Source organism: Mesorhizobium sp. WSM4821, assembly GCF_055901555.1.
The window spans coordinates 4,545,756-4,567,226 of the sequence record NZ_CM148371.1 but is presented as its reverse complement, the minus strand read 5'-3'; the positions used below and the strand labels follow the sequence as shown (position 1 = coordinate 4,567,226).

Genomic DNA, 21,471 nt, shown 5'->3' with positions numbered 1-21,471 from the left:
GGTCAATATGGCAACAAGGATGCGCGGAAGACCGCACGTTTTTGCGCGCATACATCTTTCGCAGTACAGAGTTGGCCGATCGATCACGCTCCTGCCTTCACAAAACTGTGTGAAGAGCTTCCCTTGGGGAAGGTGCCGGCTCTCACATAGGGTAAACTGGCAATTACCTGAAATTATTAGATAATGTCCCTTCCGGAATGACGCCGCATGACATTGCGGCCACCAAGTTCTGTTGCTTGACGGCAACGGCGAGCGAGCCAATCCCTCGCGGCCCAAGAAAAGATAATGGAAAATGATCAATTGGTGTTACTCTCTGTAACAAAACAAAACGAGGTTTGGGCGGGATAGTGATTCGGGTCGGCAGACCAGGGCGACATTCAATATCGGAAAAATGGCTCCGCGGTGCCGCAAGGCCTCCGCTCCTGACACCGGTTTCCCCGATGCGCAACTTCTGGGGACTGATGCGGGCCTACTGGTTCTCGGACCGCTGGGTCGAGGCCTGGGCGCTGACGCTGGTCATCGCACTGTTTACCGCGCTCTCCAGCAAAGCCGGCGTCTGGTTCGCCGAAGCATCCGGAGAGCTGGTCAACTCGATCGCCTTTTACCACGATGCCGCGAACACCACGCCGCTCGCATCACTGCTCACCAACGCCGGCATGCTCGTTCTTCTGGTCGTGCTCAAGGACGCAGGCTTTACCGGCATCCGCACCTTTGTTTCCGCGACGCTGCATCGCAAATGGCGCGGCTGGCTGGATAGCCGTTTCAACGAAGCGCTGCTCGACACCAATCATACGCATTTCCATGCCCAGCATGGTTCGTCCGGCACCGCCGCTCCCGACAACATCGACCAGCGCGTCCAGGAATCGATCAAGGACATGACTGGCGGAGCCATCGGCCTCGCCATGGGAGTCATGGCTGTCGCCACGTCGATCTACTTCGTCGGCCAGAAACTGCTTGAAAGCTCGGCGGAAGTGAAAGGGCTGGAGTTCCTCGGCAGTTATGGCAGCGCGGTCCTGGCGTTCCTGGCGGTCGCCACATACGTTCCGCTGAACACCTGGATCGCGGTGAAGCTCGGCGGATTGCTGGAGCGGCTTAACATCAAGATGCAGCAGTCCGAAGGCAGTTATCGCGGCGAGCTGACCACGTTCCTGCGCCGCAGTTTCCACGTCGCCGCCTCGCAGGGCGAGAATGTGCAAAAGACGATGCACGGCCGGCTGTATGTCGATATCGACCACACCTGGGCGCGGCTGAACATCGTCAACACCGGCTACCGTTCTTTCGAACTGGTCTACAATTTCATCGGTGCCCGCATTGTCGCCTACGGGCCGGGGCTTGTGCCCTACATCCACAATGGATTCGATCTCAAGGGCTACATAACCGGCTCCGAGATGGTCAACTCGCTGATCAATCAATGTTCGTGGTTCATCCATGTCATGCCCTCCATCGCGGCGCTGCGGGCCAACAGCCAGCGCGTGACCGAACTCGCCAACGCGATCGAAAACGTCCAGCGCCCGCAGGAATTCTACAGCCTCACCGGCTGCTCCGATTTCCGATACGATCGCCAGAACCCGGTTTTCGGCTTGACCATACAGAAGCTGGAGCTGACGCATCAGGGCGAGGATGCAGCGCCCTTCCTGAGCGCCGCGAACTTGCGCTTCCGGCGCGGCGAATGGACGTTCCTCAAGGGCGAATCGGGCTGCGGCAAGACATCGCTGATCAAGGCGATCAACGGCTTATGGCCCTATGGCCGCGGAACCATCGTCTTCCCGGAAGGGGTCGAAAGTTTCTATGCAGCCCAGGAGGTCAAGCTGCAGCAGGTTTCGCTCAAGCAACTGGTCTGCCTTCCCGGCTCGGAGCGCGATCACACCGACACGCAGGTGGCATCGGCTCTGCACAGAGCCGGCCTTGGCGATTTCATCGAACACATGGCCGATGAAAGTCGCGAGGGAATGAGCTGGGACCAGGTGCTTTCGGGTGGCCAGAAACAGAAGCTGGTTGTCGCCCGCATCGTGCTGCAGCAGCCGGGGCTGCTGTTCCTCGACGAAGCGACCGGCGCGCTCGATCCCGAAGGGAAGATAGCCTTCCATCAGGCGATCAAGGACAATTGTCCAGACGTCACGGTGATCTCGATCATGCACGAGGCCGTGCCGCCAAGATCGCTTTCAGGCGCAGAATTCTACCACAGCATCGTTACGATCGCGGACGGCGTCGCGACCAAAAAGCCGCTGGCGCCGAGCCTGCCGGTCGAGCTCACCACCATCCTCGCGCATCCCAGGCCGGTCGAGGAAAGATGGCTGCGTTTCCCCCGCCGCATGAGGCAGAAATAGCGGCGACACAACAATCGCAGTCCACCGTCGCGTCTCGCCCGGACCGGTGATCTGTTTTGCAGTGTCGCTGGTGATCCTGCGCGAGAGGCGACCGGCAGGAGGGTACAGGTCAGCCCAGCCGGGCCATAGATCGCGTCGCGCAACGTCGAGGCCGTTCGCGCCGGGCAACCAGGACAAAGGCGCCAACGTTGCGCCCTCCTCGACAACCCGGTCGACGACCTGATCGAGGCGCCAGCAAAAGTGCGGTCGAGCAGCGCGCACCATTGGTCGCATGCAAGGAATGTTCCGTTGGTGACGATACGGGCGGAACCTCAGACGCGCTCGCCGTCCTTCACCCGGTAGGTCGGCTTGTACATGGTGACGAGTTCTTCCGCGGCGGTCGGGTGCACGGCCATCGTACGGTCGAAATCATCCTTGGTCAGCTCGGCCTTCAGCGGAATGCCGAGAAGCTGCGCCATCTCGCCGGCATCCGGCCCGAGGATATGGGCGCCGAGCACCTTTTTCGAGGCACCGTCGACCACCAGCTTGATCAGCATCCTTTCGTCGCGGCCGGACAGCGTGTGCCGCATCGGCCGGAAGGTGGCGCGGTAGATCTCGAGATCGGAAAAACGCTTGACGGCCTCGTCCTCCGACAAGCCAACCGTACCGATTTCGGGTTGTGAAAAGACGGCGGTGGCGATCGTATCATGGTCGGGCGCGGTCGGGTTGCCCTTGAAGGCGGTCTCGACGAAACACATCGCCTCGTGGATCGCCACCGGCGTCAACTGCACACGGTTGGTGACGTCGCCGATCGCCCAGATATTGTCGATGTTGGTGCGCGAATAATGATCAACATTGATGGCGCCGGTCTGGGTCATCTCGATGCCAACGCCCTCAAGACCCATGTTTTCGGTATTGGGAAGGCGGCCGATCGCAAGCATGACCTGGTCGACCGTCAGCACCTTGCCGCCGGTGAGGAGCGCGTCGAGCCGTCCGTCCGGCCGCTTCCTGATCCATTCGGACACGGCATGACAGAGAATTCTTATCCCCTTCTTCTCCATCGTCTCGTGCAGCATGCGCCGCAGATCCATATCGAAGCGGGAAAGTATCTCCTTGCCGCGATAGACCAGCGTGGTGTCGACGCCGAGGCCGTGAAAGATGTTGGCGAATTCGACGGCGATATAGCCGCCGCCCTCGATCATGATCGCCTTCGGCAATTCCTGGAGGTCGAAGGCTTCATTTGAAAAGATGCAATATTCGTGACCGGGCAGAGCCGGGTGCGGCGCTGGGCGGCCACCGGTAGCGATGAGAATCTGGTCGGCCGTGACGGTGCGGTCCTCGCCGAGAAGATGCACCACATGCGGATCGACCAGCATGGCGCGTGACTGAAACGTCTCGCCGCCGGCGCCTTGGACATTCTTCTTGTAGATGGCTTCCAGCCGGCTGATCTCGCGATCCTTGTTGGCAACCAATGTCTGCCAGTCGAAGCTCGCCTGCGGCACGGTCCAGCCATAGCCGGCGGCGTCGGCAAAGTGTTCGGGGAACTGCGAGGCATAGACATAGAGTTTCTTCGGCACGCACCCGCGAATGACGCAGGTGCCGCCATAGCGGTATTCCTCGGCAATGCCGACGCGCTTGCCGAGCGCCGCCGCCACGCGCGCCGCCCTCACCCCGCCGGAGCCGCCGCCGATGACGAAAAGATCGTAGTCGTAACCGGCCATGGTGCGGCTCCTTGCCCTTCAAGCGTCCGAGACAGGTAGGCTGCAAACCACCAAAAGAAAAGCCCGGGCGACAACGCCGCGCATGCTGTCAGACGCGCAACGGAGGCCGGGCTTTCCGATCCAGCAGCGACAACGCCGCCTGGAAAATATGCTCAGTTCTTCGGTGCTTCCGGCTGCGTGCCAGTGGCATTCGCCGGTGCCGCCGGTGCCGCGGCCTTCGCTGCCGCGGCCAGCGTTTCGCCGACCTGCTGTGCGAGATCGCGGGCGACGCCGTTCTGCCAGATGTCGGCGGCCTTGACCAATTCACGCGTCACGGCCGGGCCGCTGTCGAGCAGCTTCTTGCCGGAATCGGAATTGTAGAAAGCGGCGATGTCGGTAAGCTCTTTTTCGGAAAACACCTTGGCATAGGCCATGGCTGCTTCCTTCTCGAGATCGGCACGGCGCGAGGCCAGCGCCAGCGCCTTTTCGCTGATGGTCCTGCCGATCAGTTCCTGCATGTCCGGGTTCTTCTGGATAAGCTGCTGCTGAAGCGCGGCGGCGGCCTGCGGCAGGATGTTGTCGAACGGGTCCGTCGCGTGGATCGCCGCAACCGCGGCGCGAGCCGCCTTCAGATGCCCGTCGGTGACGTCCTGCGAGAACGCCGGCGATGAAAACGCAAAGACGGCTGAAGCTGCCAGAATGGCAGAAAGACGGCGAACCCGGTTATGCAACGTCATGATCGATAGAACTCCCTGGTTTTCGGGCGGCATGGACGGTTTGGATGCCGTCGCTGCCGGCGATGATGGCCACTGATGCCAGCCCGATGAAAAGACCATGCTCGACCACGCCTGGAATGGCATGGAGAGCATTCGAAAGCGCTCTTGTATCCGGAATGCGGCCAAAAGATGCATCGAGGATAAAATGGCCGCCGTCTGTAACAAAAGGCTGGCTCCCCGTCATCCTCAATGTGACGGGACCGGCAAGACCGAGCCTTCCGGCCGCCGCGGCGACCGCGATTTCCGTGGCACGCAAGCCGAACCGGTTGACCTCTATGGGCAGCGGAAAACGGCCGAGCGTCTCGACCATCTTCGAGTGGTCGGCAATGACGATCATGCGGGCGGAAGCTGCCGCCACGATCTTTTCGCGCAGCAGCGCGCCGCCGCCGCCCTTGATCAATGTCAGCGCCTTATCGATCTCGTCGGCGCCGTCGATGGTAAGATCGAGTTCGGGCGTTTCCTCCAGCGTCGACAGCGGCACGCCGAGTTCGTCGCAAAGGACAGCGGTGCGCTCCGAGGTCGGCACGCCGACAATGGTGAGGCCGGCGGCGACCTTTTCGGCGAGCAGCCGCACGAATTCCTCGGCCGTCGAGCCGGTGCCGATGCCAAGCCGCATGCCGTCACTCACATGGGCAAGCGCTGCCCGTGCCGCCTCGACCTTCAGTTGCCTCGCATCCATGCTTTGTATCGCGCCCCCCAAATCTGTTTTGGCGCTCCTAGCATTTTTGCCAGTCCGGTCAAGGACCTTGCCTGTGGACCGACCAACCACTGCTTGCCTGAATGGATCGCAGCGTCTATCGCCTGCCAACGACGCAATCGCCACAGGATAGGCCATGACCCGACCGATCATCGTGTTCGACCTCGACGGGACGCTGATCGACACGGCGCCGGACCTGCTCGACAGCCTCAACCACAGCCTTGCCGCCAGCGAACTCGCAGCCGTCGACGAGGTCGGCTTCAGGCGCTTCGTCGGCCATGGCGGGCGGGTGATGATCGAGCGCGCGCATGCCGCGCAGCAGAGATCGCTGGCCGTCGAGGAACACGACCGGTTGCTGAAACTGTTTCTCGATCATTACACCGACAACATCCCGGGCAAATCGCGCCCCTACCCCGGGGTCGTCGAGACCATCGCCCGATTCGAGGCAGCCGGTTATCTCTTGGCTGTCTGCACGAACAAATACGAAGCCAACTCGCTGGCGCTGATCGAGGCGCTCGGCCTGGCGAAACATTTCGCTGCGATTTGCGGTCAGGACACGTTTGCGTTCCGCAAGCCCGACCCGCGCCACCTGACCGAAACCATCGCGCTGGCCGGCGGCGATCCGCGCCGCGCGCTGATGGTGGGTGATTCGCAGACCGACATCGATACGGCCAAGGCTGCCGGCATTCCCGTGGTGGCGGTCGATTTCGGCTACACCGACCGCCATGTGCGCGAATTCGAACCGTCGGCGGTGATCTCGCATTTCGATGCGCTGACGCTTGGTCTGGCCGAACGTCTGATTGCCGCTGCGGGGCCCTGAGCGACGGCGACCCGCCCCGGCGGACTTAAATCCGGTCTTCGTCGGAACGCCAGGACATCGCCTTGACTTACCCGGCCGGCCTCCCTTATATCGCGGCGCGCTTGGCCTTCGGGCAACGAGCGGGCGATTAGCTCAGCGGGAGAGCACACCCTTCACACGGGTGGGGTCGCAGGTTCAATCCCTGCATCGCCCACCATTATCCGCTCCCGGAACAGATCCACAAATCCGCTTCCCGGTCGCCTGGGCCTCGAACTTCTGCCGCCTCATCGCCAGGTTGACCGACCGATCGTTCATGCGATGCGTCAAGCGATCAGGTACACATCACAAGCGTGTCTATCCCCTGTGCGCCGCTCAGGCCGCACCGAGCCTGGCCCTGGGGAGAAAGTTGACGGACGATGAAATCGTCCTAGGTGAGCTTCTATCTCCGTAGTGTTACCCGGGAATTGACGAGAGGAAATCGCCACCGACCTTCTGCTCCGAAACGCTGGATGAGACAGCCCGGTTGCAAATGCTTCCGGCTTCCGCAAACATTGCTGGACCTCATCAAGGGCCGCAGTGGTCGGCCCGGAACCAGGACGCCGGTGTCATGGCGGCACTCGGGGCTGACTTGAATTCGTCAGCGTCCTTACGTCAAAAGGGAGGAACAACCAATGAAACTGACAAACCACCTCGCCGGTGTGGTGATCGCGTCGACCTGCCTGTGCGTGCCCGCGATGGCGCAGACAAAGTTGACCATGTGGTATCACGGCGCCGGCAACGAGGTGGAGTCGAAAATCCTCAACCAGATCATCTCCGACTTCAACACCAGCCAGTCCGACTGGACGGTGAGCATCGAGAGCTTTCCCGAGAAGACCTACAACGATTCCATCGCGGCTGCGGCCTTGGCGGGCAACCTGCCCGACATCTTGGATGTGGATGGGCCCATCATGCCCAACTGGGCCTGGGCCGGCTATCTGCAACCGCTGCCGATCGACGAAAGCGAGTTCGCCGACTTCCTGCCCGGCACCAAAGGTGTGTGGGACGGCAAGCTCTATTCGATCGGTCTGTGGGACGCGGCGGTGGCGCTTTTTGCGCGCCAGTCGACGCTGAAGGAACTGGGTCTGCGCACTCCGACCCTCGACAAGCCCTGGTCAAGGGAGGAATTCATGGCCGCGCTCGATGCCGCCAAGGCCTCGGCCAAGTATAAATATGCCCTCGACCTCGGTATGAACGACCAGGCCGAGTGGTATTCCTATGCCTTCTCGCCGTTCCTGCAGAGTTTTGGCGGGGACATTGTCGACCGTTCGACCTACAAGACTGCGGAAGGCGCGCTGAATGGCGAGGCTGCGCAGGCCTTTGGCGAGTGGTGGCAGTCGCTGTTCACCGGAGGCTATGCGCCTGGCACCAGTGAGGACCCGGCCGATCAGCAGACCGGCTTCATCGACGGCAAGTTCGCGTTCCAGTGGAATGGCAACTGGCGCGCGGTGGAGACGATGGAAGCCGTGGACGATGTTGTCTTCCTTCCAGCCCCCGACTTCGGCGCGGGCAGCAAGATCGGTGCGGGCTCCTGGCAGTTCGGCGTCTCGGCCAAGTCCAAGCATCCGGAAGGTGCTGCCGAGTTCATCAAGTTCGCCACGCAGGACAAATACCTGGCTGCCTTCTCCGACGGCATCGGCCTGATCCCGCCCACGCCCTCGGCGGCACAGATGACAAAGAACTACAAGGATGGCGGCACGCTCGCGATGTTCTTCGACCTCTCCAAGGCACAAGCTCTGGTGCGCCCGGTCACCCCGGGCTACGTGGTCCAGTCCAAGGTCTTCACCAAGGCCGTGGCCGACATCGCCAACGGTGCCGACGTGGCCGATACGCTCGACGCGGCGGTCGACGAGATCGACGCCGATATCGAAAACAACGACGGCTACGGTCACCGCTAGTTCTATCGCACTGGGGTACGCGCCAACCGCAGACTCCACGCTTTCTGGCTTCGTAGGCGGATATCGCAAATGGCGTCGAAACTAACCCTGTCGAACCGGACGGGCTGGACATTCGCCCTGCCGGGCTTCGCACTGATCGTCATATTCGTCATCCTGCCGTTCTTCTTTGCGATCGGCCTCTCCTTGACAAATCAGCGGCTGCTATCGCCAAACCCCACCCAGTTCGTCGGGTTGGAGAACTACCAGCAGCTCCTGGGCCTTGCGGTGGTGACCCTCGAGCCAGAGCGCGACGATGCTGGCGAAGTGGTTCGAAACGAGGCCGGTGAAATCCAGTATCCGCGCCTGCGTAAGATCACCCGCAGCGACGACTATCCCCAGTATCGCGGCATGCGCGAGTGGTTCCGCTGGCAGTCCGGCGAGAACGTCAGGGTCGTCATCGCCAGCGACGTTGTGTTCATGAAGGCGCTGGTGAACACCTTCCTGTTCGTCCTGGTCGTGGCGCCTATGCAGGCCGGCCTCGCGCTGGTGCTCGCTTTGCTCATCAACCAGAAGCTCAGGGGCATCAACGTATTCCGGACCATCTACTTCATGCCGGTGGTGGTCTCCATCGTCGTGGTCTCGCTCCTCTGGCGGTTCATCTATGACGGCCAGAACGGGCTGTTGAACAGCATCCTCCACGGCCTCACCTTCGGCCTCTTCCAGCCCGTCGACTGGCTGGGCAATCCCTCGACCGCGCTGCCTGCGATCATGGCCATGTCGATCTGGCAGGCGGTCGGCTTCCACATGGTCATCTGGCTGGCCGGATTGCAGACGATCAGCCCCACCCTCTACGAGGCCGCCGCGATCGAAGGGGCTTCGAAATGGCAGACCTTCCGATATGTCACCTGGCCCGGCCTGCGCAACACCGCCGTGCTTGTCCTCATCGTGATCACCATGCAGGGCTTCGCGCTCTTCGCCCAGATCGACGTGATGACCAATGGCGGTCCGCGCGACAGCACCCAGACGCTCGTCTTCCAGGCGGTCGAGCGCGGCTACGGCAAGCAGGACATCTCGGGCGGCTCGACCATCTCGGTCATCCTGTTCGCGATCGTGCTGGCTATCTCACTCATCCAGCGCTGGCTGACACGGGAGCGTTAAGATGGTCATCAATCCCGACAATTACGGCCTGAGGCTCTTCGTCCGCTATTTGGTGCTGTGCCTGATCGCGCTGATCTTCATCTTTCCACTCGTGTTCATGATCAATTCGAGCTTCAAGCCCGACAGTCAGCTCCTCGCCGACACTTCCAGCCTGCGTGCCTTCCTGCCAGTGGGGGATATCAGCCTCGACAATTATTTCGGGGCGTTCCAGCGGGCGCCGGTCGGCCTGTTCGTCTTCAACTCGGTTCTGGTCACCGGGGTGACCGTCGTTCTCTCGCTGCTCATCTGTTCGCTGGCCGCGTTCTCCTTCACTTTCCTGCGGTGGAAGGGGCGCGACGTGATGCTCTCGATCGTCATCGCCACGCTGATCATTCCTTTCGAGAGCATCGCTATCCCGCTCCTGCTCCTGGTCTCGAAACTGCCCTGGATTGGGCTCAACGGGCTGGAATGGGGCTGGCTCAACACCTACCGGGTGCAGATCATTCCCTGGATCGCCGACGGGCTGACGATCTTCCTGTTCGTGCAGTATTTCAAAGGGCTGCCGGGCGAGCTGATCGAGGCAAGCCGGGTCGAGGGCGCGAGCTGGTGGCAGGTCTATTACCGTGTCGTCATGCCGCTCTCGGGGCCGGTTCTGGCGACCGCCGCCATCCTGAAATTCCTCGTCATGTACAACCAATATCTCTGGCCGCTCATCGTGGTGCAACAGGAAAACCACCGCCCGGTCATGGTCGGCCTCGGCTACTTCTTTCAACTGAACGTCGCTTGGGGCGAGGTCATGGCTTATCTCACCCTTATCACCGTCCCGGTGCTGATCTTCTATCTCTTCCTGCAGCGCGCTTTCATCGCGTCGATCGCCTCAACCGGCGTGAAGGGCTGAATACAAGGAAGGCGAATGGTTCCCGTACTCAAAGACGAGCGGATCTGCGACAGCTGGCATGTTCATGACGGCAAGTGCCGGCACGGCCATGTCCTCAAGACCGGTAAATCGATCGGTGATCCCGAATTGCGGCACATGAACCGGGAAACGGGAGCCACCGCTCATGGCTGAGGTCTCGTTCAAAGGCGTCAAGAAATCCTATGGTCGCGTCGACGTCGTCAAAGGAGTCGACATCCACATCGGCGATGGCGAGTTCGTCGTCTTTATCGGACCGTCAGGCTGCGGGAAGTCCACCTTGCTGCGCATGATCGCCGGGCTCGAGGACATAACCGAAGGCATCCTCGAGATCGGAGGCCGGGTGGTCAACGAGCTCCAACCCAAGGAACGCGGTGTGGCGATGGTGTTCCAGAGCTATGCCATCTTTCCGCACATGACCGTGCGCGAGAATATGGCGTTCGGTCTTACCATTGCGGGCGCTTCCAAGCAGGAAAAGGAGCAGAAGGTCGCCGAGGCCGCACGCATCCTGCAAATGGAGCATTTGCTAGACCGCCGCCCAAGCCAGCTTTCGGGCGGCCAGCGCCAGCGAGTCGCTATCGGGCGCGCGATCACCCGGAAACCGGCCGTATTCCTGTTCGACGAGCCGCTCTCCAATCTCGACGCAGCCCTGCGCATGGATATGCGCATGGAAATCGGCCGGCTGCGCAGGCAGCTGGGCACAACAATGATCTATGTCACCCACGACCAGGTCGAGGCGATGACACTGGCTGACAGGATCGTCGTCCTGAAGGACGGTGAAGTCATGCAGATCGGAGCCCCGATGGAGCTCTATCACGAGCCGGCCAACAGGTTCGTAGCCGGCTTTCTAGGAGCTCCGTCGATGAATTTCCTGAATGTCGACGTCCTCGACCTAGATGGCGAAACGGCGACGGTCGGCAACCAATCCCTGGAGCCGATCAGGGTAGCGACCAGAAGCCGCCCCTTCCGGAAAGGCGGCAAGGCCATCCTGGGTGTCCGTCCGCAGTACCTGCGGGAGGCGCCGTCCGGAAAGGGCATGCTGCACGGCACCGTAGCACTTGCCGAGCGGCTGGGCAGCGAAACGGTCGTGGACCTGATGCTTCGCGACGATCGCGAGCTCATCGCGGCCTTCGATGAGGACAAGATATTTGAACTGGGGGACGCTCTGGAACTCATGTTCGACACGGCCTTGGCCCATCTCTTCCCCGAGGACGAGTGATCTGCAGATGGTTGCGCCGAAACCATGTGCGTTCCAGAACCCGGAACAAACCTGTATAGCCGCGAGTTCTACTTGTCGAAGTGTGAGGGAAAGCCATGTCCAGACTTGTTTTGGCGACAGCTGTCGCAGTTCTTCTTTTCGGTGGACCGGCATTTGCCGCGGATGACCGACCGCTGCCACCCCAGAATGCCAAAAAACTGTCGGAAATCATCGCCAAGGTCGAGCAGCGCAGTGACTTTCGTTACATCGACGAGGTCGACTGGGACAGCGGCGCCTACACCGTCACCTACTACACGACCGACAAGGCGAAAGTCGAAATCACCTACGATCCGGTGACAGCCGAGCCGAAATAGATCGTTCCACTCGGCGTTCCGCGCGAGCGACTTCATCCTTGGCAGCTTTTTCTCTAAGGTGCCGGTGACCGGAGCCGCTAATCCGAGTCCTCAGCTTGCCGGCGAGCGAACTGCTTCCGTGCTGTCGAGCGCCTGTTGCAGACGCGTGTCGCGGTCGTAGACGTCATGGAAGTACTCGACATTGCCGGACATGTCCGGCCAGGCGGTGAAATAAGCGACATAGACCGGGATCGTGCGCGCGACCTTTTCGGTCGAATGTCCGTGCTTCAGCTTCTCCGCGATGTAGTCGACCGAGGTGCCGAGCACGGCGGCCGCCATGCCGCGCGGATCCTGCAGGCGAACGCAGCCATGGCTGAGCGCCCGCATGTCACGTTCGAAGAACGACTTCTGGGGCGTGTCATGCATGTAGATTGCGTGCTTGTTGGGGAAGAGGATCTTCAGTTCGCCCAGCGCGTTGGCCTCGCTCGGCAGCTGGCGCACGCCATAAGGTATCTTCGCGCCATAGGCGCCCCAGTTGACCGAGGAAGAGGGAATGCGCTTGCCGCGCGCGTTGACCACCTCGTAACCGGCGCGGTCGAGATAGCCGGGATCCCTGCGCAGCCGGGGCAGCATCTCATTGACGAGGATCGACTGCGGCACGCCCCAATAGGGATGGAAGTCGACCTGCTCCACCTGATCGTAGAAGAATGAAGTCTGGTTCGTGATTTTGCCGATCACGGCGCGGGTCTTCAGCTTCTCCTCGCCATTTTCGATATAGCTCGCCGTGAAGGCCGGCTGGTTGATGAAAACACGCGGACTGCCGAGATCGGATGGCAGCCAGCGCAACTCTTCCAGCGCGACTTTTACTTTCCGGATCTTGTCGACCTTGGACGTTCCGACCAGCGCCGCAACGGTGCGCGGGCCGATGACGCCGTCGCCCTTCATGCCCGCCTTCTTCTGCACTGCCTTGATGACCGGTACCAACTCCGGATCGTAGACCTCGCTGGTGGCGAGCCTGGACAGTATCTCGCCATAGGCGCCGCCCATCTCGTCGTCGAGGTTGCGCGCGATCTTCGCCAGAAGCTTCGGCAGTTCCTGGCTGGTCTGCCCTGACTTCAGCAACAGCTTGGGGTCGACGACGATTTCGTCTTCGGCGCTGGCTTGAAGCGATTCCAGTTCGACGCGAAGCGCCTGATACTCCACGTTCTGCGGATGCCGCGATTCGAGATAGGTGCGCGCCTGCTGGGTGCGTGCCAGCGTTTTCAGCACGCCTTCCATATCGAGCGGCTTGGCCGGGAAATCGTAATAGCCGGTGATGCGATTGGGATCGACGCGGCCGCTTTGAGCGTCATGGACGTAGCGCAGGACGCGCGCCGACAGCGCCATCTCGAAGCGGGCGAGCTCTTTCAGCCGCGCATCTGTGTTGCTCGTCGATGCACCGGCGGCGGGCACCTCTACCGTGTAGTCGCTGGGCGTGAGGCCATAGCTCGCCGCCTCGCCAAGCACCCGCACCGCATCCTGCGCGCGGCTGTTGGCGCCGGTTTCCGTTATCCAGATGAAATCCGAATTGGCCGAGTAATAGGCAATGAGCGCCTTGGCGATGTCTTTTTCGGCGTACAGTTCGTAGTCACCGAGCCCGTCGATCGCTTCGCGGAAGGCAACGTCCGTGGCGGAAGATGGCTGGAAGGCGGCATCCTGCGGCATCGCCGGCTCCGGCGTTGCCGCCAGCGTCGAGAAGTCGACGCGCACGAGCGGATCGCTCTTGTAGGTGCGATAGGACGGGCTGCTGATTTGGGCGCCACCACCGCCGCTGCGAGAAACGGCCGGCGTGTTTGCATTTGGCTTGTATCTCGGCTGCCTTGAAGGCGGCGGGGGGAAATCACCTTGCGGTGTATGCCTGATGCCACCACCGAAAAGCCTCTCGAAAAGCCCTTGCGCGTCCGCTTGCGGCACGCCGAAGGCCAGCATTGCCGTGACCACCGCAAGCGGCATCACGGTTGCTTTGTTTCCGAGGAATTTCATGGATCACCCGTTCCGGCTGCAACCGGTTCCCGTTGCGCATCGCTTGACGGTCTCGCCCACCGCATGACGGATGTAAGACGCGACTACACCGATTCATACTGATTTCGTTAAGCTTCCATAAATTTCGGGGGGTCTGTTGCAGAACAGTTTCACAACACAGTGATAACCGGAGCGAATTGGGTTCGCTCCGGTTTCCGGGAACAGAGCAAGGATCAGGCGTTGGCGCCGCCGTCGATGGTCAGTGCGGCGCCTGTCACGAAGCGCCCTTCGGGACCTGCCAGCCAGGCGACCATGCCGGCAATCTCTTCAGCCTTGCCGAAGCGAGGCGTCGCCATTTTCTGTCGCTGGTGCTCGGCGTGCGGACCGCTGGCCGGGTTCATATCGGTATCGGTCGACCCGGGATGAACGACGTTGGCGGTGATGCCGCGCGAACCGAGGTCGCGCGCCAATGCCTTGGTCAAGCCAACCAATGCCGCTTTGCTGGCCGAATAGGCGCTGAGGCTGGTGTCGGTGACACGCTCCGCCAGATTGCTGCCGATCGAAATGATCCTGCCCCCCTCGCCCATATGCTCGACTGCCGCCTTCGCGGCCACGAACGGGGCTCTGACATTGACCTCCATGGTCTCATCGAAGTCGGCGAGCGGCAAGGCGTCGATCGGCGCGGCGCGCCAGATACCGGCGCTGTTAACGAGGATGTCGAGTCGCCCGAAAGCCCTCACCGCCTCGCTGACCGCCTGCTGGATTGCGGCGGCGTCGCGATTGTCGGCCTTGATGGCGATGGCGCGACCGCCGGCTGCCTCGATTTCCCTAACGACCGAGCGGGCCTTCTGCTCGCCGTTCACGTAGGTGAGCGCGACACGGGCGCCGTCGGCCGCGAGCCTTCGCGCAATCGCCGCGCCGATGCCGCGGCTGCCGCCGGTGACGAGCGCCACCTTGCCGTTCAAGCCTTTGGATGACATTTTGTTCTCCATTTTGTAAGGATCGATACATAAATATCTGTCAGCCTTGCCCGCATACGTCAATCGATTTATGTATCAATCAACACAGAAAAGAATGCCATGCCGGAACGAGGACGCCCCCGCACTTTCGATCGAACCGCCGCTTTGCGGCGCGCAATGGAGGTGTTTTGGACCAAGGGCTACGAGGGCGCTTCGGTGAGCGACCTGAGGGCGGCGATGGGCATCAACTCGCCTAGCCTCTATGCCGCCTTCGGCAGCAAGCAGGCGCTGTTCCTTCAGGCGGTCGAACTTTACACGCAGGTCGAAGGCACCGATATTTGGTCAGCGCTGGAAAAGGCGCCGACCGCACGCCAGGCGATCGAGCGTTTCTTGCGTCAGACGGCCAAGGCCTATTCGCAGACCGATCGTCCGCAAGGCTGCCTGATCGCGCTCGGCGCACTGCATCAGGACTCAAGTCGCGGCCCCATCTGCGATGACCTGCGCCGCCGCCGAGCCGAGAGCCGCGCGGCCCTGCTGAGACGGCTTGAACGTGGCGTGGCGGAAGGCGAACTGCCGCACGGCTTCGACAGCAGCACGGCTGCGACCTTCTACGCGACCGTGCAGCACGGCATGTCGATCCAGGCGCGCGACGGCGCGTCGCGCGCAGCACTTCTGGCGACGGTGGCCGGGGCGATGGCGGCGTGGAAGGCGATGGCCGGCACGGACGCGGCGTGAGACACCGGCCGCATGGCAGCCGGATTCTCGGTCAAATCAATGCAGCAGCGACGATTCCAGGTGTTCGGCAACGAAGCCGACCGCACGCTCGACCACGCCCTTGTCGGCGAGAATGCGGCGATGACCGAGCCCCTCGGCCCAGTAAAGTCGCACATGGTCGCCGGCGCCGGCATAGAGCCTTGCATGGTCGGCGGACACCTCGCGGTCATCCGGCGCATGGATGACCAGCGTCGGCACCGGCGTGCCGGCGAGCTGGCGGTCGCCGGTGAATTCGTGCAGCGGCCGTCCGGCGATGCGTTCGACCCGGTCGGCCATGGCGGCCTGCGAGCGCGGGCCGACACGGAGCATGAGGCTGAAATCGTTGAAGATCGCCGGCAGGGAACTCGGCGCCGCGATCAGCACCAGCCGCCCGGCCGCCAGCGGCGGAATGTTCTTGACCGAACCGACGACGGCATTGGCAGCGACGGCACCGCCGAAGGAATGGCCGACGATCGCCGCGAACGGGCCGAACCATTCGCCGGCGAGCCATGCGGCTTCGACAGCACTGACCAGCGTGAGCCGGCGGCCCTGCGATTGGCCGTGGCCCGGCAGGTCGAGCGAAACAACCTTGTAACCGGCGTCGCGGTAACCCTCGATCAGCGTGCGCATATATTCAGTGCGCGAACGCCAGCCATGGATGACGAGCACCGTGCCGGCGGCCATCCGGCCCGGCTCTGGCCTGAACTCATGCACCATGACGCAGCCGTTTGTGGTCTTCAGCCGATGATGGCGGGCCTCGGCCATGAAGCCGGCGGCGCGGTCGACGGCGCGTCGCTCGCCCTCGCTGAGAACCTTGGCGTTCGGCGTGCGGCAGAACAGTTCGAACGCAGCGCGCCCGCTAAGGCGGGGGGCCACGTGCTCGGCGGCGGCAAACATGCCCCGGATGACCTTCAATCCAAATGATGCCATAGTGGCGATCCATCCATTCGTTCAAGCATGAACATAATAGTTCAAACATGAACATTAAACAAGAGCTACCCTGGGACAACCCGCGTTTTCGCAACTGGGTCGCGGTGGCGCGCGCCTGCCACGTGCTGGAGCGCACGCTGGCGGTGAAGCTCGCGCCGCTGGATCTGAAGCCGGCGCAGCTCGATGTGCTGATGAACCTCTACCGCCATCCCGGCATGTCGCAGCACGATCTCGCCCGCCGGCTGCTGGTGGGACGCTCCAACATCACCATGCTTTTGCCGCAGCTCGAAACACGCGGCCTGCTGCGCCGCGAAGGCGACCAGAAGGACAAGCGGGTGCTGCGGCTGACCTTGACCGAAGCCGGCACGGAACTGCTGATGCAGGCGCTGAAGGTCCATATGGCGCTGATCGAGAAGGCGATGAGCCAGTCGACACCGGAGCAATGCGACATGATCGGCGAGCAGATGCGCAAGATTGCCGACGTGCTCAAGGAAGCGTGACGGAGCATCGGACCCAAACAGCCTGCCCTCGGGCCTGACCCGGGGGTGGAAGCCGGTTTTGGGAAAATCCGATGCTCAAACAAACAGATAGGGCTCGCAGGGCGATCCGCTCACCACATCGACTTTTTCGCACGCTCCGGCCATTCCTTGTCAGAGACCTCGCCGTCGATGCCTTTCCGGCTGGTGATTTCCAGGATTTTTCCAGGCGTCGGCAACGACTTCGGGTCGACATGCCTTGCCGGGTTCCAGAGTTCCGACCGGTGGACGGCGCGAGCGCACTGGAAATAGACCGAATCGACATCGATGACTGTGACTGAACGCGCCCGCTTGCCGTCGACGCTGAACGAGGCGCAGAGCGCGGCATCCGTGGTGATGTGGGCGCGGCCGTTGACCCGCAGTGTCGTGCCGGAACCGGGTACCAGAAACAAAAGGCCGACGCGCGGATCGCGAAGGATGTTTCGGAGCGAATCGGCACGGTTGTTGCCGCGCCGGTCCGGCATCATCAGGGTTTTCGGATCATGGATGCGCACGAAGCCGGCGAGATCGCCGCGCGGTGAGCAATCCAGCCCTTCCGGGCCGCTGGTCGCGAGCGCGGCAAAGGGCGAGGCCTCGATGAAGGCGGCGTATTCGGGAATCACATGGTCGAGTTCCTTGACCAGTGAAGTCTCGCCGGGCAGGCCATAGAGCGCTTCGAGCTGCTCGACCGTGGTGATGATGGACATGTTTTCGTCTCCGAATATCCGCCGCCGCTTCTCCATGTACGTGACGTTTTGACGACACGTGGCGCCGCCTTTTCGGTCGTCAGGAAACGGGTGTCGAACCAACGATATTAAGGGCAAGCCGCGTCGACCACGATACTGAACACGGAGAACCGAAAATGGATAGACCACTCGATCGGCGACGCACCGCCATGGAACTTCTTGAAAACATGTTCGAGGTCGAAATGCGCTTCCTGCAATCGGGGTCGGAGAGCCTCGATATGCTTGCGGGTGCATTTCACGCTGATGTTGTTGTGCATGAGCCGCGGTCCCTGCCCTATGCCGGTGACTGGAATGGCCTCGACGGCGTTGGCGCCCTTTTCCGCAAGATGCGGGAAATCTGGAGCGACGTGGCGGTGGAAGGCCTTCAGGCCGCCCAAAGCGATGACATGGTGTTCATGAGCTGTACGCTGTCGCTGACATCGCGGGCCAAGGGTGCAACCGTTAAACAGCCCTTTGCCGAAGTCTTGCACTTCAAGGATGACCGGCTGATCGAAGGCACGCCGTTCTATCATGACACCAGCGAGATACTGGCGATCCTGCGTTGACCGGAGCGTCCCGAAGGAACCATTCAACGATCGCGGCTTAACCCCTTCTCTTCCAACTCGGCGAGATAGGCGGCCCAGCGCGCGTCCTTCTCATGGCCCAGCGTATGCAGGTAGTTCCAGGTGAAGATGCCGGTATCGTGGAAATCGTCGAAGGTGATGCGGACGGCATAGTTGCCGATCGGTTCGATCTTCAGGATCGCGACGTTGCGCTTGCCGGGAACGGTGACGCGCTGTTCGGGCGAATGGCCCTGTACTTCGGCCGATGGCGAAGCAACGCGCAGAAACTCCGCCGGCAGTTCGAACGGCTGATGGTCGGGGAACGTCACGGTAAGCAGCCTGCGATCTTTGGAGACCCTGAGTTCCTTCGGCGCCGTCATGGTGATAAGTTCCGCTTCGTCTGCCCTTCCCTACGCCGCTTCGCGCAACGGTGAAAGGCTGCGTCGAAACTTCCGACGCAATCTGTCGGCGACGCGATGTTAGCACGGATCGAAACCTGTTATCTTGAATGACAGGTTGGATCGTATCACATAGCCATATATAACGATGCTGTCCGCAGCCACGGGAAAACGCATAGCATGGACATGATCGATCCTTTTGGTCGCACGATCAGCTATTTGCGCGTGTCGGTCACCGACCGTTGCGATTTCCGCTGCACCTATTGCATGGCCGAAGACATGGCGTTCCTTCCCAAGAAGGATCTGCTGTCGCTGGAAGAGCTCGACCGGCTGTGCACGGTCTTCATCGAAAAGGGCGTCAGGAAACTGCGTCTGACCGGCGGCGAGCCGCTTGTGCGCAAGAACATCATGCATCTGGTGCGCCGGATTGCGCGTCATCTCGAAAGTGGCGCTCTGGAAGAACTGACGCTGACCACCAACGGCTCGCAGCTTTCGCGCTTTGCCGCCGAGCTTGCCGATTGCGGGGTCAAGCGCATCAACGTCTCATTGGACACGCTGGACCCGGAAAAATTCCGCCAGATCACCCGCTGGGGCAATCTCGACAAGGTCATGGACGGCATCGACGCCGCGCAGGCAGCGGGGTTGAAGGTGAAGCTCAATGCTGTGGCGTTGAAGGGTTTCAATGACGCCGAGCTGCCGGAGATGCTGCGCTGGGCGCACGGTCGTGGCATGGAGTTGACGGTCATCGAAACCATGCCGATGGGCGAGATCGATGCCGACCGTACCGACCAGTACCTGCCGCTGTCGCTGCTGCGCGCAGCACTTGAGCGGCAGTTCACCCTGACCGATATTTCCTACAAGACCGGCGGCCCTGCCCGCTACGTCAACGTTGCCGAGACCGGTGGCAGGCTCGGTTTAATCACACCGATGACGCATAATTTCTGCGAGAGCTGCAACCGCGTCCGGCTGACCTGCACCGGCACGCTCTACATGTGCCTCGGCCAGGAGGATGCCGCTGACCTGCGAGCACCGTTGCGCGCGTCAGAAGGCAACGAACTGGTCGCCGACGCCATCGACGAAGCCATTGGCCGCAAACCCAAGGGTCATGATTTCATCATCGACCGCCGTACCAACCGTCCATCGGTGTCGCGGCACATGAGCGTCACCGGCGGCTGATTTTTTCGTCGATTTCGTGCAAGATCGCCTCCGGTCATTGGCTGCGGGGTGATGGCATGAAGCATTTCTTCTCGATCTTGGCGTCTTTGGCGGCGATTGCGACGACCGGAGCAATTGCTGCGCCATTCACTTATACCAATGCGCGCTTTGGCACCGTCTGCACCTTTCCCGATGAGATTTTCACCGATCGTCTGCCCGAGCCGGAGAATGGCGACGGGCAGCAATGGCTCAGCGCGGACGGCGCCAGCCTGATCTGCTCCGGCATCTTCAACATCGATGACGACACCCCGAAAGGTTTTGTCGCCGCTGAGAAAGCCCGCGAGGGGCCGAGCTACAAGATCACCTACAGCAGGACCGGCAAGGACTGGGCGGTGCTGTCGGGACTCAAGGACGAGACCATCTTTTACGAGCGTCGTCTGTTCGGAATGGACGGCGTCATCCGCAGCGTCTGGATCAATTACCCGCCGGCTCTGAAATCGAAATACGACCCGTTGGTTGGAGTGATAGCTGACAGCCTCAGGGGTCCGTGAAGATTTCGGTCACGCCCAGAAAAAGTCCTGTCCGCAAGCGGTTGCCGGATTTACCGGCGAAACGTTCCAGCCTAGCATTCCGCTCCGGAGCGGCGAAAAGGCTGTGGCCCACCCCTTTGACGTTGCAGTTTTGTGATCGGCTGTTACAGGCTTGATGCAAAGCACAACTGGTAACGTCCTTTGCTTCTTTCGCCAAATCTGCGCGGCGCGCTGTTCATGGTGGTGGCCATGATTGGTTTCACCCTAAACGACGCGATCACCAAATTCGCGTCGGAATCCATGAACATGGCGCAGGTCATGCTGATCCGCGGCGCCTTTGCTTCGCTTTTCGTAGGCCTGCTTGCGTGGCAACGCGGTGCGCTTGCCCGGCCGGGCTCGATGCTGCAACCCATGGTTGCGGTGCGCGTCGCCGGCGAAGCCGGTGCTACCGTGTCGTTCCTGGTTGCATTGGCGCATCTGCCGATCGCCAATGTCTCAGCCGTGCTGCAGGCGCTGCCGCTGGCGGTGACCATGGGCGCAGCACTTGTGTTCAATGAAGGCGTCGGCTGGCGGCGCTGGCTGGCCATCGCCATCGGTTTCGCCGGCGTGCTGATCATCGTGCGGCCCGGCTTCGAGGGATTCAGCGTCTATTCGCTGCTGGCGCTCGCCTGCGTGGTCTGTTGTGCGGTGCGTGACCTTGCCACCAAGCGGATACCGCAAGCCATTCCGACATTGCTGGTATCGACCGCCACGGCACTCGCCATGACGGTGCTGGGCGCGGCGCTGCTTTCGCCAATGGGTGGATGGACACCGATGGCGGGAAAGAGCACGGCGCTGCTGGCACTGGCGGCGGTGCTCGTGGTCACCGGTTACCAGTTCATCATCATGGCGATGCGGGTCGGCGACGTCTCGTTCATCGCGCCGTTCCGCTACACAGCCCTGCTCTGCTCGATCCTGCTTGGCCTGTTCATCTTCGGTGACGTCCCCGACCTGCCGATGATACTCGGCGCCACCGTCATCGTCGGCTCCGGTCTCTACGCGCTTTACCGCGAACGCGTCGTCGGCCGGCAAAAGACTGCCGCCGAAAGCGCTGGACCTGATATGGCGCCGGACGGCATATAGACGAGCCCCGAGGGTCGCTGAAACCTGA

General features: G+C 61.7%; 22 protein-coding genes and 1 tRNA gene. 15 read left to right on the top strand and 8 right to left on the bottom strand.

The genetic code is table 11. The annotated features are described in order from the left end of the window. Positions 1-440: 440 nt before the first annotated feature. Complete coding sequence (locus AC0NID_RS22135; RefSeq protein ID WP_473456293.1) at positions 441-2,327, top strand: ABC transporter ATP-binding protein/permease; 1,887 nt, start codon at positions 441-443, stop codon at positions 2,325-2,327. Positions 2,328-2,638: 311 nt separating this feature from the next. On the opposite strand, the gene gor is transcribed toward AC0NID_RS22135, so the two are convergent. The 3 genes from gor to rpiA form a co-directional block, all read right to left on the bottom strand. Further along, entirely contained in the window at positions 2,639-4,027 is a 1,389-nt protein-coding gene (gor, locus tag AC0NID_RS22130) for a glutathione-disulfide reductase (RefSeq protein ID WP_473456294.1), read from the bottom strand. A gap of 152 nt (positions 4,028-4,179) precedes the next feature. Continuing rightward, a complete protein-coding gene (locus AC0NID_RS22125) occupies positions 4,180-4,743 on the bottom strand; it encodes a DUF2059 domain-containing protein (protein WP_473456295.1) in 564 nt (187 codons plus the stop codon). Beyond that, positions 4,730-5,461, bottom strand: coding sequence for a ribose-5-phosphate isomerase RpiA (gene rpiA / locus AC0NID_RS22120; protein ID WP_473456296.1), 732 nt, complete (start codon positions 5,459-5,461; stop codon positions 4,730-4,732). Before rpiA ends, AC0NID_RS22125 begins: the two co-directional genes overlap by 14 nt. Positions 5,462-5,615: 154 nt before the next feature. Between rpiA and AC0NID_RS22115 the strand changes: the two genes are divergently transcribed. From AC0NID_RS22115 to AC0NID_RS22080, 8 genes are all read left to right on the top strand, one after another. After that, the gene (locus AC0NID_RS22115) at positions 5,616-6,299 is read left to right on the top strand and encodes a phosphoglycolate phosphatase (protein WP_473456297.1); all 684 of its coding nucleotides are present in this window, start codon (positions 5,616-5,618) and stop codon (positions 6,297-6,299) included. Between the two features lie 121 nt (positions 6,300-6,420). Continuing rightward, positions 6,421-6,495: transfer RNA gene (locus AC0NID_RS22110), tRNA-Val, on the top strand. Between the two features lie 454 nt (positions 6,496-6,949). Next, positions 6,950-8,212: an ABC transporter substrate-binding protein gene (locus tag AC0NID_RS22105; protein ID WP_473456298.1), complete on the top strand. Its 1,263-nt coding sequence runs from the start codon at positions 6,950-6,952 to the stop codon at positions 8,210-8,212. A 69-nt stretch (positions 8,213-8,281) separates the two neighbouring features. Then, the gene (locus tag AC0NID_RS22100; RefSeq protein ID WP_473456299.1) at positions 8,282-9,349 is read left to right on the top strand and encodes a carbohydrate ABC transporter permease; all 1,068 of its coding nucleotides are present in this window, start codon (positions 8,282-8,284) and stop codon (positions 9,347-9,349) included. Between the two features lies 1 nt (position 9,350). After that, entirely contained in the window at positions 9,351-10,226 is an 876-nt protein-coding gene (locus AC0NID_RS22095; RefSeq protein WP_473456300.1) for a carbohydrate ABC transporter permease, read from the top strand. Between the two features lie 15 nt (positions 10,227-10,241). Then, on the top strand, positions 10,242-10,397 hold the full coding sequence (locus AC0NID_RS22090; RefSeq protein ID WP_473456301.1) for a hypothetical protein: 156 nt from the start codon (positions 10,242-10,244) through the stop codon (positions 10,395-10,397). Next, positions 10,390-11,460 carry an ABC transporter ATP-binding protein gene (locus AC0NID_RS22085; protein WP_473456302.1) on the top strand — a complete coding sequence of 357 codons (1,071 nt, stop codon included), beginning with the start codon at positions 10,390-10,392 and terminating at the stop codon, positions 11,458-11,460. The genes AC0NID_RS22090 and AC0NID_RS22085 overlap by 8 nt, the downstream gene beginning before the upstream one ends. A 95-nt stretch (positions 11,461-11,555) precedes the next feature. Further along, entirely contained in the window at positions 11,556-11,813 is a 258-nt protein-coding gene (locus AC0NID_RS22080; RefSeq protein WP_473456303.1) for a PepSY domain-containing protein, read from the top strand. Between the two features lie 90 nt (positions 11,814-11,903). Here the strand turns inward: AC0NID_RS22080 and AC0NID_RS22075 are convergent, their stop codons facing one another. Continuing rightward, positions 11,904-13,814: a L,D-transpeptidase family protein gene (locus tag AC0NID_RS22075; RefSeq protein ID WP_473456304.1), complete on the bottom strand. Its 1,911-nt coding sequence runs from the start codon at positions 13,812-13,814 to the stop codon at positions 11,904-11,906. Positions 13,815-14,026: 212 nt separating this feature from the next. Then, positions 14,027-14,773, bottom strand: coding sequence for a 3-oxoacyl-ACP reductase family protein (locus AC0NID_RS22070; RefSeq protein ID WP_473456305.1), 747 nt, complete (start codon positions 14,771-14,773; stop codon positions 14,027-14,029). Between the two features lie 99 nt (positions 14,774-14,872). Between AC0NID_RS22070 and AC0NID_RS22065 the strand changes: the two genes are divergently transcribed. Further along, positions 14,873-15,487 carry a TetR/AcrR family transcriptional regulator gene (locus AC0NID_RS22065; RefSeq protein ID WP_473456306.1) on the top strand — a complete coding sequence of 205 codons (615 nt, stop codon included), beginning with the start codon at positions 14,873-14,875 and terminating at the stop codon, positions 15,485-15,487. Between the two features lie 36 nt (positions 15,488-15,523). Here AC0NID_RS22065 and AC0NID_RS22060 read toward each other — a convergent pair whose 3' ends face one another. After that, complete coding sequence (locus AC0NID_RS22060) at positions 15,524-16,435, bottom strand: alpha/beta hydrolase (protein ID WP_473456307.1); 912 nt, start codon at positions 16,433-16,435, stop codon at positions 15,524-15,526. Positions 16,436-16,482: 47 nt separating this feature from the next. Here AC0NID_RS22060 and AC0NID_RS22055 point away from each other — a divergent pair, with 47 nt between their 5' ends. After that, a complete protein-coding gene (locus AC0NID_RS22055) occupies positions 16,483-16,935 on the top strand; it encodes a MarR family winged helix-turn-helix transcriptional regulator (protein WP_091590958.1) in 453 nt (150 codons plus the stop codon). Between the two features lie 110 nt (positions 16,936-17,045). Here AC0NID_RS22055 and AC0NID_RS22050 read toward each other — a convergent pair whose 3' ends face one another. Then, a complete protein-coding gene (locus AC0NID_RS22050) occupies positions 17,046-17,657 on the bottom strand; it encodes a pyridoxamine 5'-phosphate oxidase family protein (protein WP_473456308.1) in 612 nt (203 codons plus the stop codon). Positions 17,658-17,812: 155 nt separating this feature from the next. Between AC0NID_RS22050 and AC0NID_RS22045 the strand changes: the two genes are divergently transcribed. Continuing rightward, positions 17,813-18,241, top strand: coding sequence for a nuclear transport factor 2 family protein (locus AC0NID_RS22045; protein ID WP_473456309.1), 429 nt, complete (start codon positions 17,813-17,815; stop codon positions 18,239-18,241). 23 nt (positions 18,242-18,264) lie between these two features. Here the strand turns inward: AC0NID_RS22045 and AC0NID_RS22040 are convergent, their stop codons facing one another. Further along, complete coding sequence (locus tag AC0NID_RS22040) at positions 18,265-18,618, bottom strand: gamma-butyrobetaine hydroxylase family protein (RefSeq protein WP_145716272.1); 354 nt, start codon at positions 18,616-18,618, stop codon at positions 18,265-18,267. A gap of 198 nt (positions 18,619-18,816) precedes the next feature. Here AC0NID_RS22040 and moaA point away from each other — a divergent pair, with 198 nt between their 5' ends. The 3 genes from moaA to AC0NID_RS22025 all read left to right on the top strand — a co-directional run bounded on the left by moaA (position 18,817) and on the right by AC0NID_RS22025 (position 21,443). Beyond that, positions 18,817-19,812, top strand: coding sequence for a GTP 3',8-cyclase MoaA (gene moaA, locus AC0NID_RS22035; protein ID WP_473456310.1), 996 nt, complete (start codon positions 18,817-18,819; stop codon positions 19,810-19,812). Between the two features lie 56 nt (positions 19,813-19,868). Next, positions 19,869-20,342: a Vmc-like lipoprotein signal peptide domain-containing protein gene (locus AC0NID_RS22030; RefSeq protein ID WP_473456311.1), complete on the top strand. Its 474-nt coding sequence runs from the start codon at positions 19,869-19,871 to the stop codon at positions 20,340-20,342. 180 nt (positions 20,343-20,522) lie between these two features. Continuing rightward, positions 20,523-21,443 carry a DMT family transporter gene (locus tag AC0NID_RS22025; RefSeq protein ID WP_473456312.1) on the top strand — a complete coding sequence of 307 codons (921 nt, stop codon included), beginning with the start codon at positions 20,523-20,525 and terminating at the stop codon, positions 21,441-21,443. Positions 21,444-21,471 lie beyond the last annotated feature (28 nt).

What these genes read in the sequence shown, in the direction of transcription:
- AC0NID_RS22070 (WP_473456305.1), bottom strand. Translation starts at nt 14,773, where the DNA reads ATGTCATCCAAAGGCTTGAACGGCAAGGTGGCGCTCGTCACCGGCGGC.
- AC0NID_RS22115 (WP_473456297.1), top strand. Translation starts at nt 5,616, where the DNA reads ATGACCCGACCGATCATCGTGTTCGACCTCGACGGGACGCTGATCGAC.
- AC0NID_RS22075 (WP_473456304.1), bottom strand. Translation starts at nt 13,814, where the DNA reads ATGAAATTCCTCGGAAACAAAGCAACCGTGATGCCGCTTGCGGTGGTC.
- AC0NID_RS22125 (WP_473456295.1), bottom strand. Translation starts at nt 4,743, where the DNA reads ATGACGTTGCATAACCGGGTTCGCCGTCTTTCTGCCATTCTGGCAGCT.
- AC0NID_RS22050 (WP_473456308.1), bottom strand. Translation starts at nt 17,657, where the DNA reads ATGTCCATCATCACCACGGTCGAGCAGCTCGAAGCGCTCTATGGCCTG.
- AC0NID_RS22065 (WP_473456306.1), top strand. Translation starts at nt 14,873, where the DNA reads ATGCCGGAACGAGGACGCCCCCGCACTTTCGATCGAACCGCCGCTTTG.
- AC0NID_RS22080 (WP_473456303.1), top strand. Translation starts at nt 11,556, where the DNA reads ATGTCCAGACTTGTTTTGGCGACAGCTGTCGCAGTTCTTCTTTTCGGT.
- rpiA (WP_473456296.1), bottom strand. Translation starts at nt 5,461, where the DNA reads ATGGATGCGAGGCAACTGAAGGTCGAGGCGGCACGGGCAGCGCTTGCC.
- AC0NID_RS22040 (WP_145716272.1), bottom strand. Translation starts at nt 18,618, where the DNA reads ATGACGGCGCCGAAGGAACTCAGGGTCTCCAAAGATCGCAGGCTGCTT.
- AC0NID_RS22045 (WP_473456309.1), top strand. Translation starts at nt 17,813, where the DNA reads ATGGATAGACCACTCGATCGGCGACGCACCGCCATGGAACTTCTTGAA.
- moaA (WP_473456310.1), top strand. Translation starts at nt 18,817, where the DNA reads ATGGACATGATCGATCCTTTTGGTCGCACGATCAGCTATTTGCGCGTG.
- AC0NID_RS22090 (WP_473456301.1), top strand. Translation starts at nt 10,242, where the DNA reads ATGGTTCCCGTACTCAAAGACGAGCGGATCTGCGACAGCTGGCATGTT.
- AC0NID_RS22095 (WP_473456300.1), top strand. Translation starts at nt 9,351, where the DNA reads ATGGTCATCAATCCCGACAATTACGGCCTGAGGCTCTTCGTCCGCTAT.
- AC0NID_RS22060 (WP_473456307.1), bottom strand. Translation starts at nt 16,435, where the DNA reads ATGGCATCATTTGGATTGAAGGTCATCCGGGGCATGTTTGCCGCCGCC.
- AC0NID_RS22100 (WP_473456299.1), top strand. Translation starts at nt 8,282, where the DNA reads ATGGCGTCGAAACTAACCCTGTCGAACCGGACGGGCTGGACATTCGCC.
- AC0NID_RS22105 (WP_473456298.1), top strand. Translation starts at nt 6,950, where the DNA reads ATGAAACTGACAAACCACCTCGCCGGTGTGGTGATCGCGTCGACCTGC.
- AC0NID_RS22085 (WP_473456302.1), top strand. Translation starts at nt 10,390, where the DNA reads ATGGCTGAGGTCTCGTTCAAAGGCGTCAAGAAATCCTATGGTCGCGTC.
- AC0NID_RS22030 (WP_473456311.1), top strand. Translation starts at nt 19,869, where the DNA reads ATGAAGCATTTCTTCTCGATCTTGGCGTCTTTGGCGGCGATTGCGACG.
- AC0NID_RS22055 (WP_091590958.1), top strand. Translation starts at nt 16,483, where the DNA reads ATGAACATTAAACAAGAGCTACCCTGGGACAACCCGCGTTTTCGCAAC.
- gor (WP_473456294.1), bottom strand. Translation starts at nt 4,027, where the DNA reads ATGGCCGGTTACGACTACGATCTTTTCGTCATCGGCGGCGGCTCCGGC.
- AC0NID_RS22135 (WP_473456293.1), top strand. Translation starts at nt 441, where the DNA reads ATGCGCAACTTCTGGGGACTGATGCGGGCCTACTGGTTCTCGGACCGC.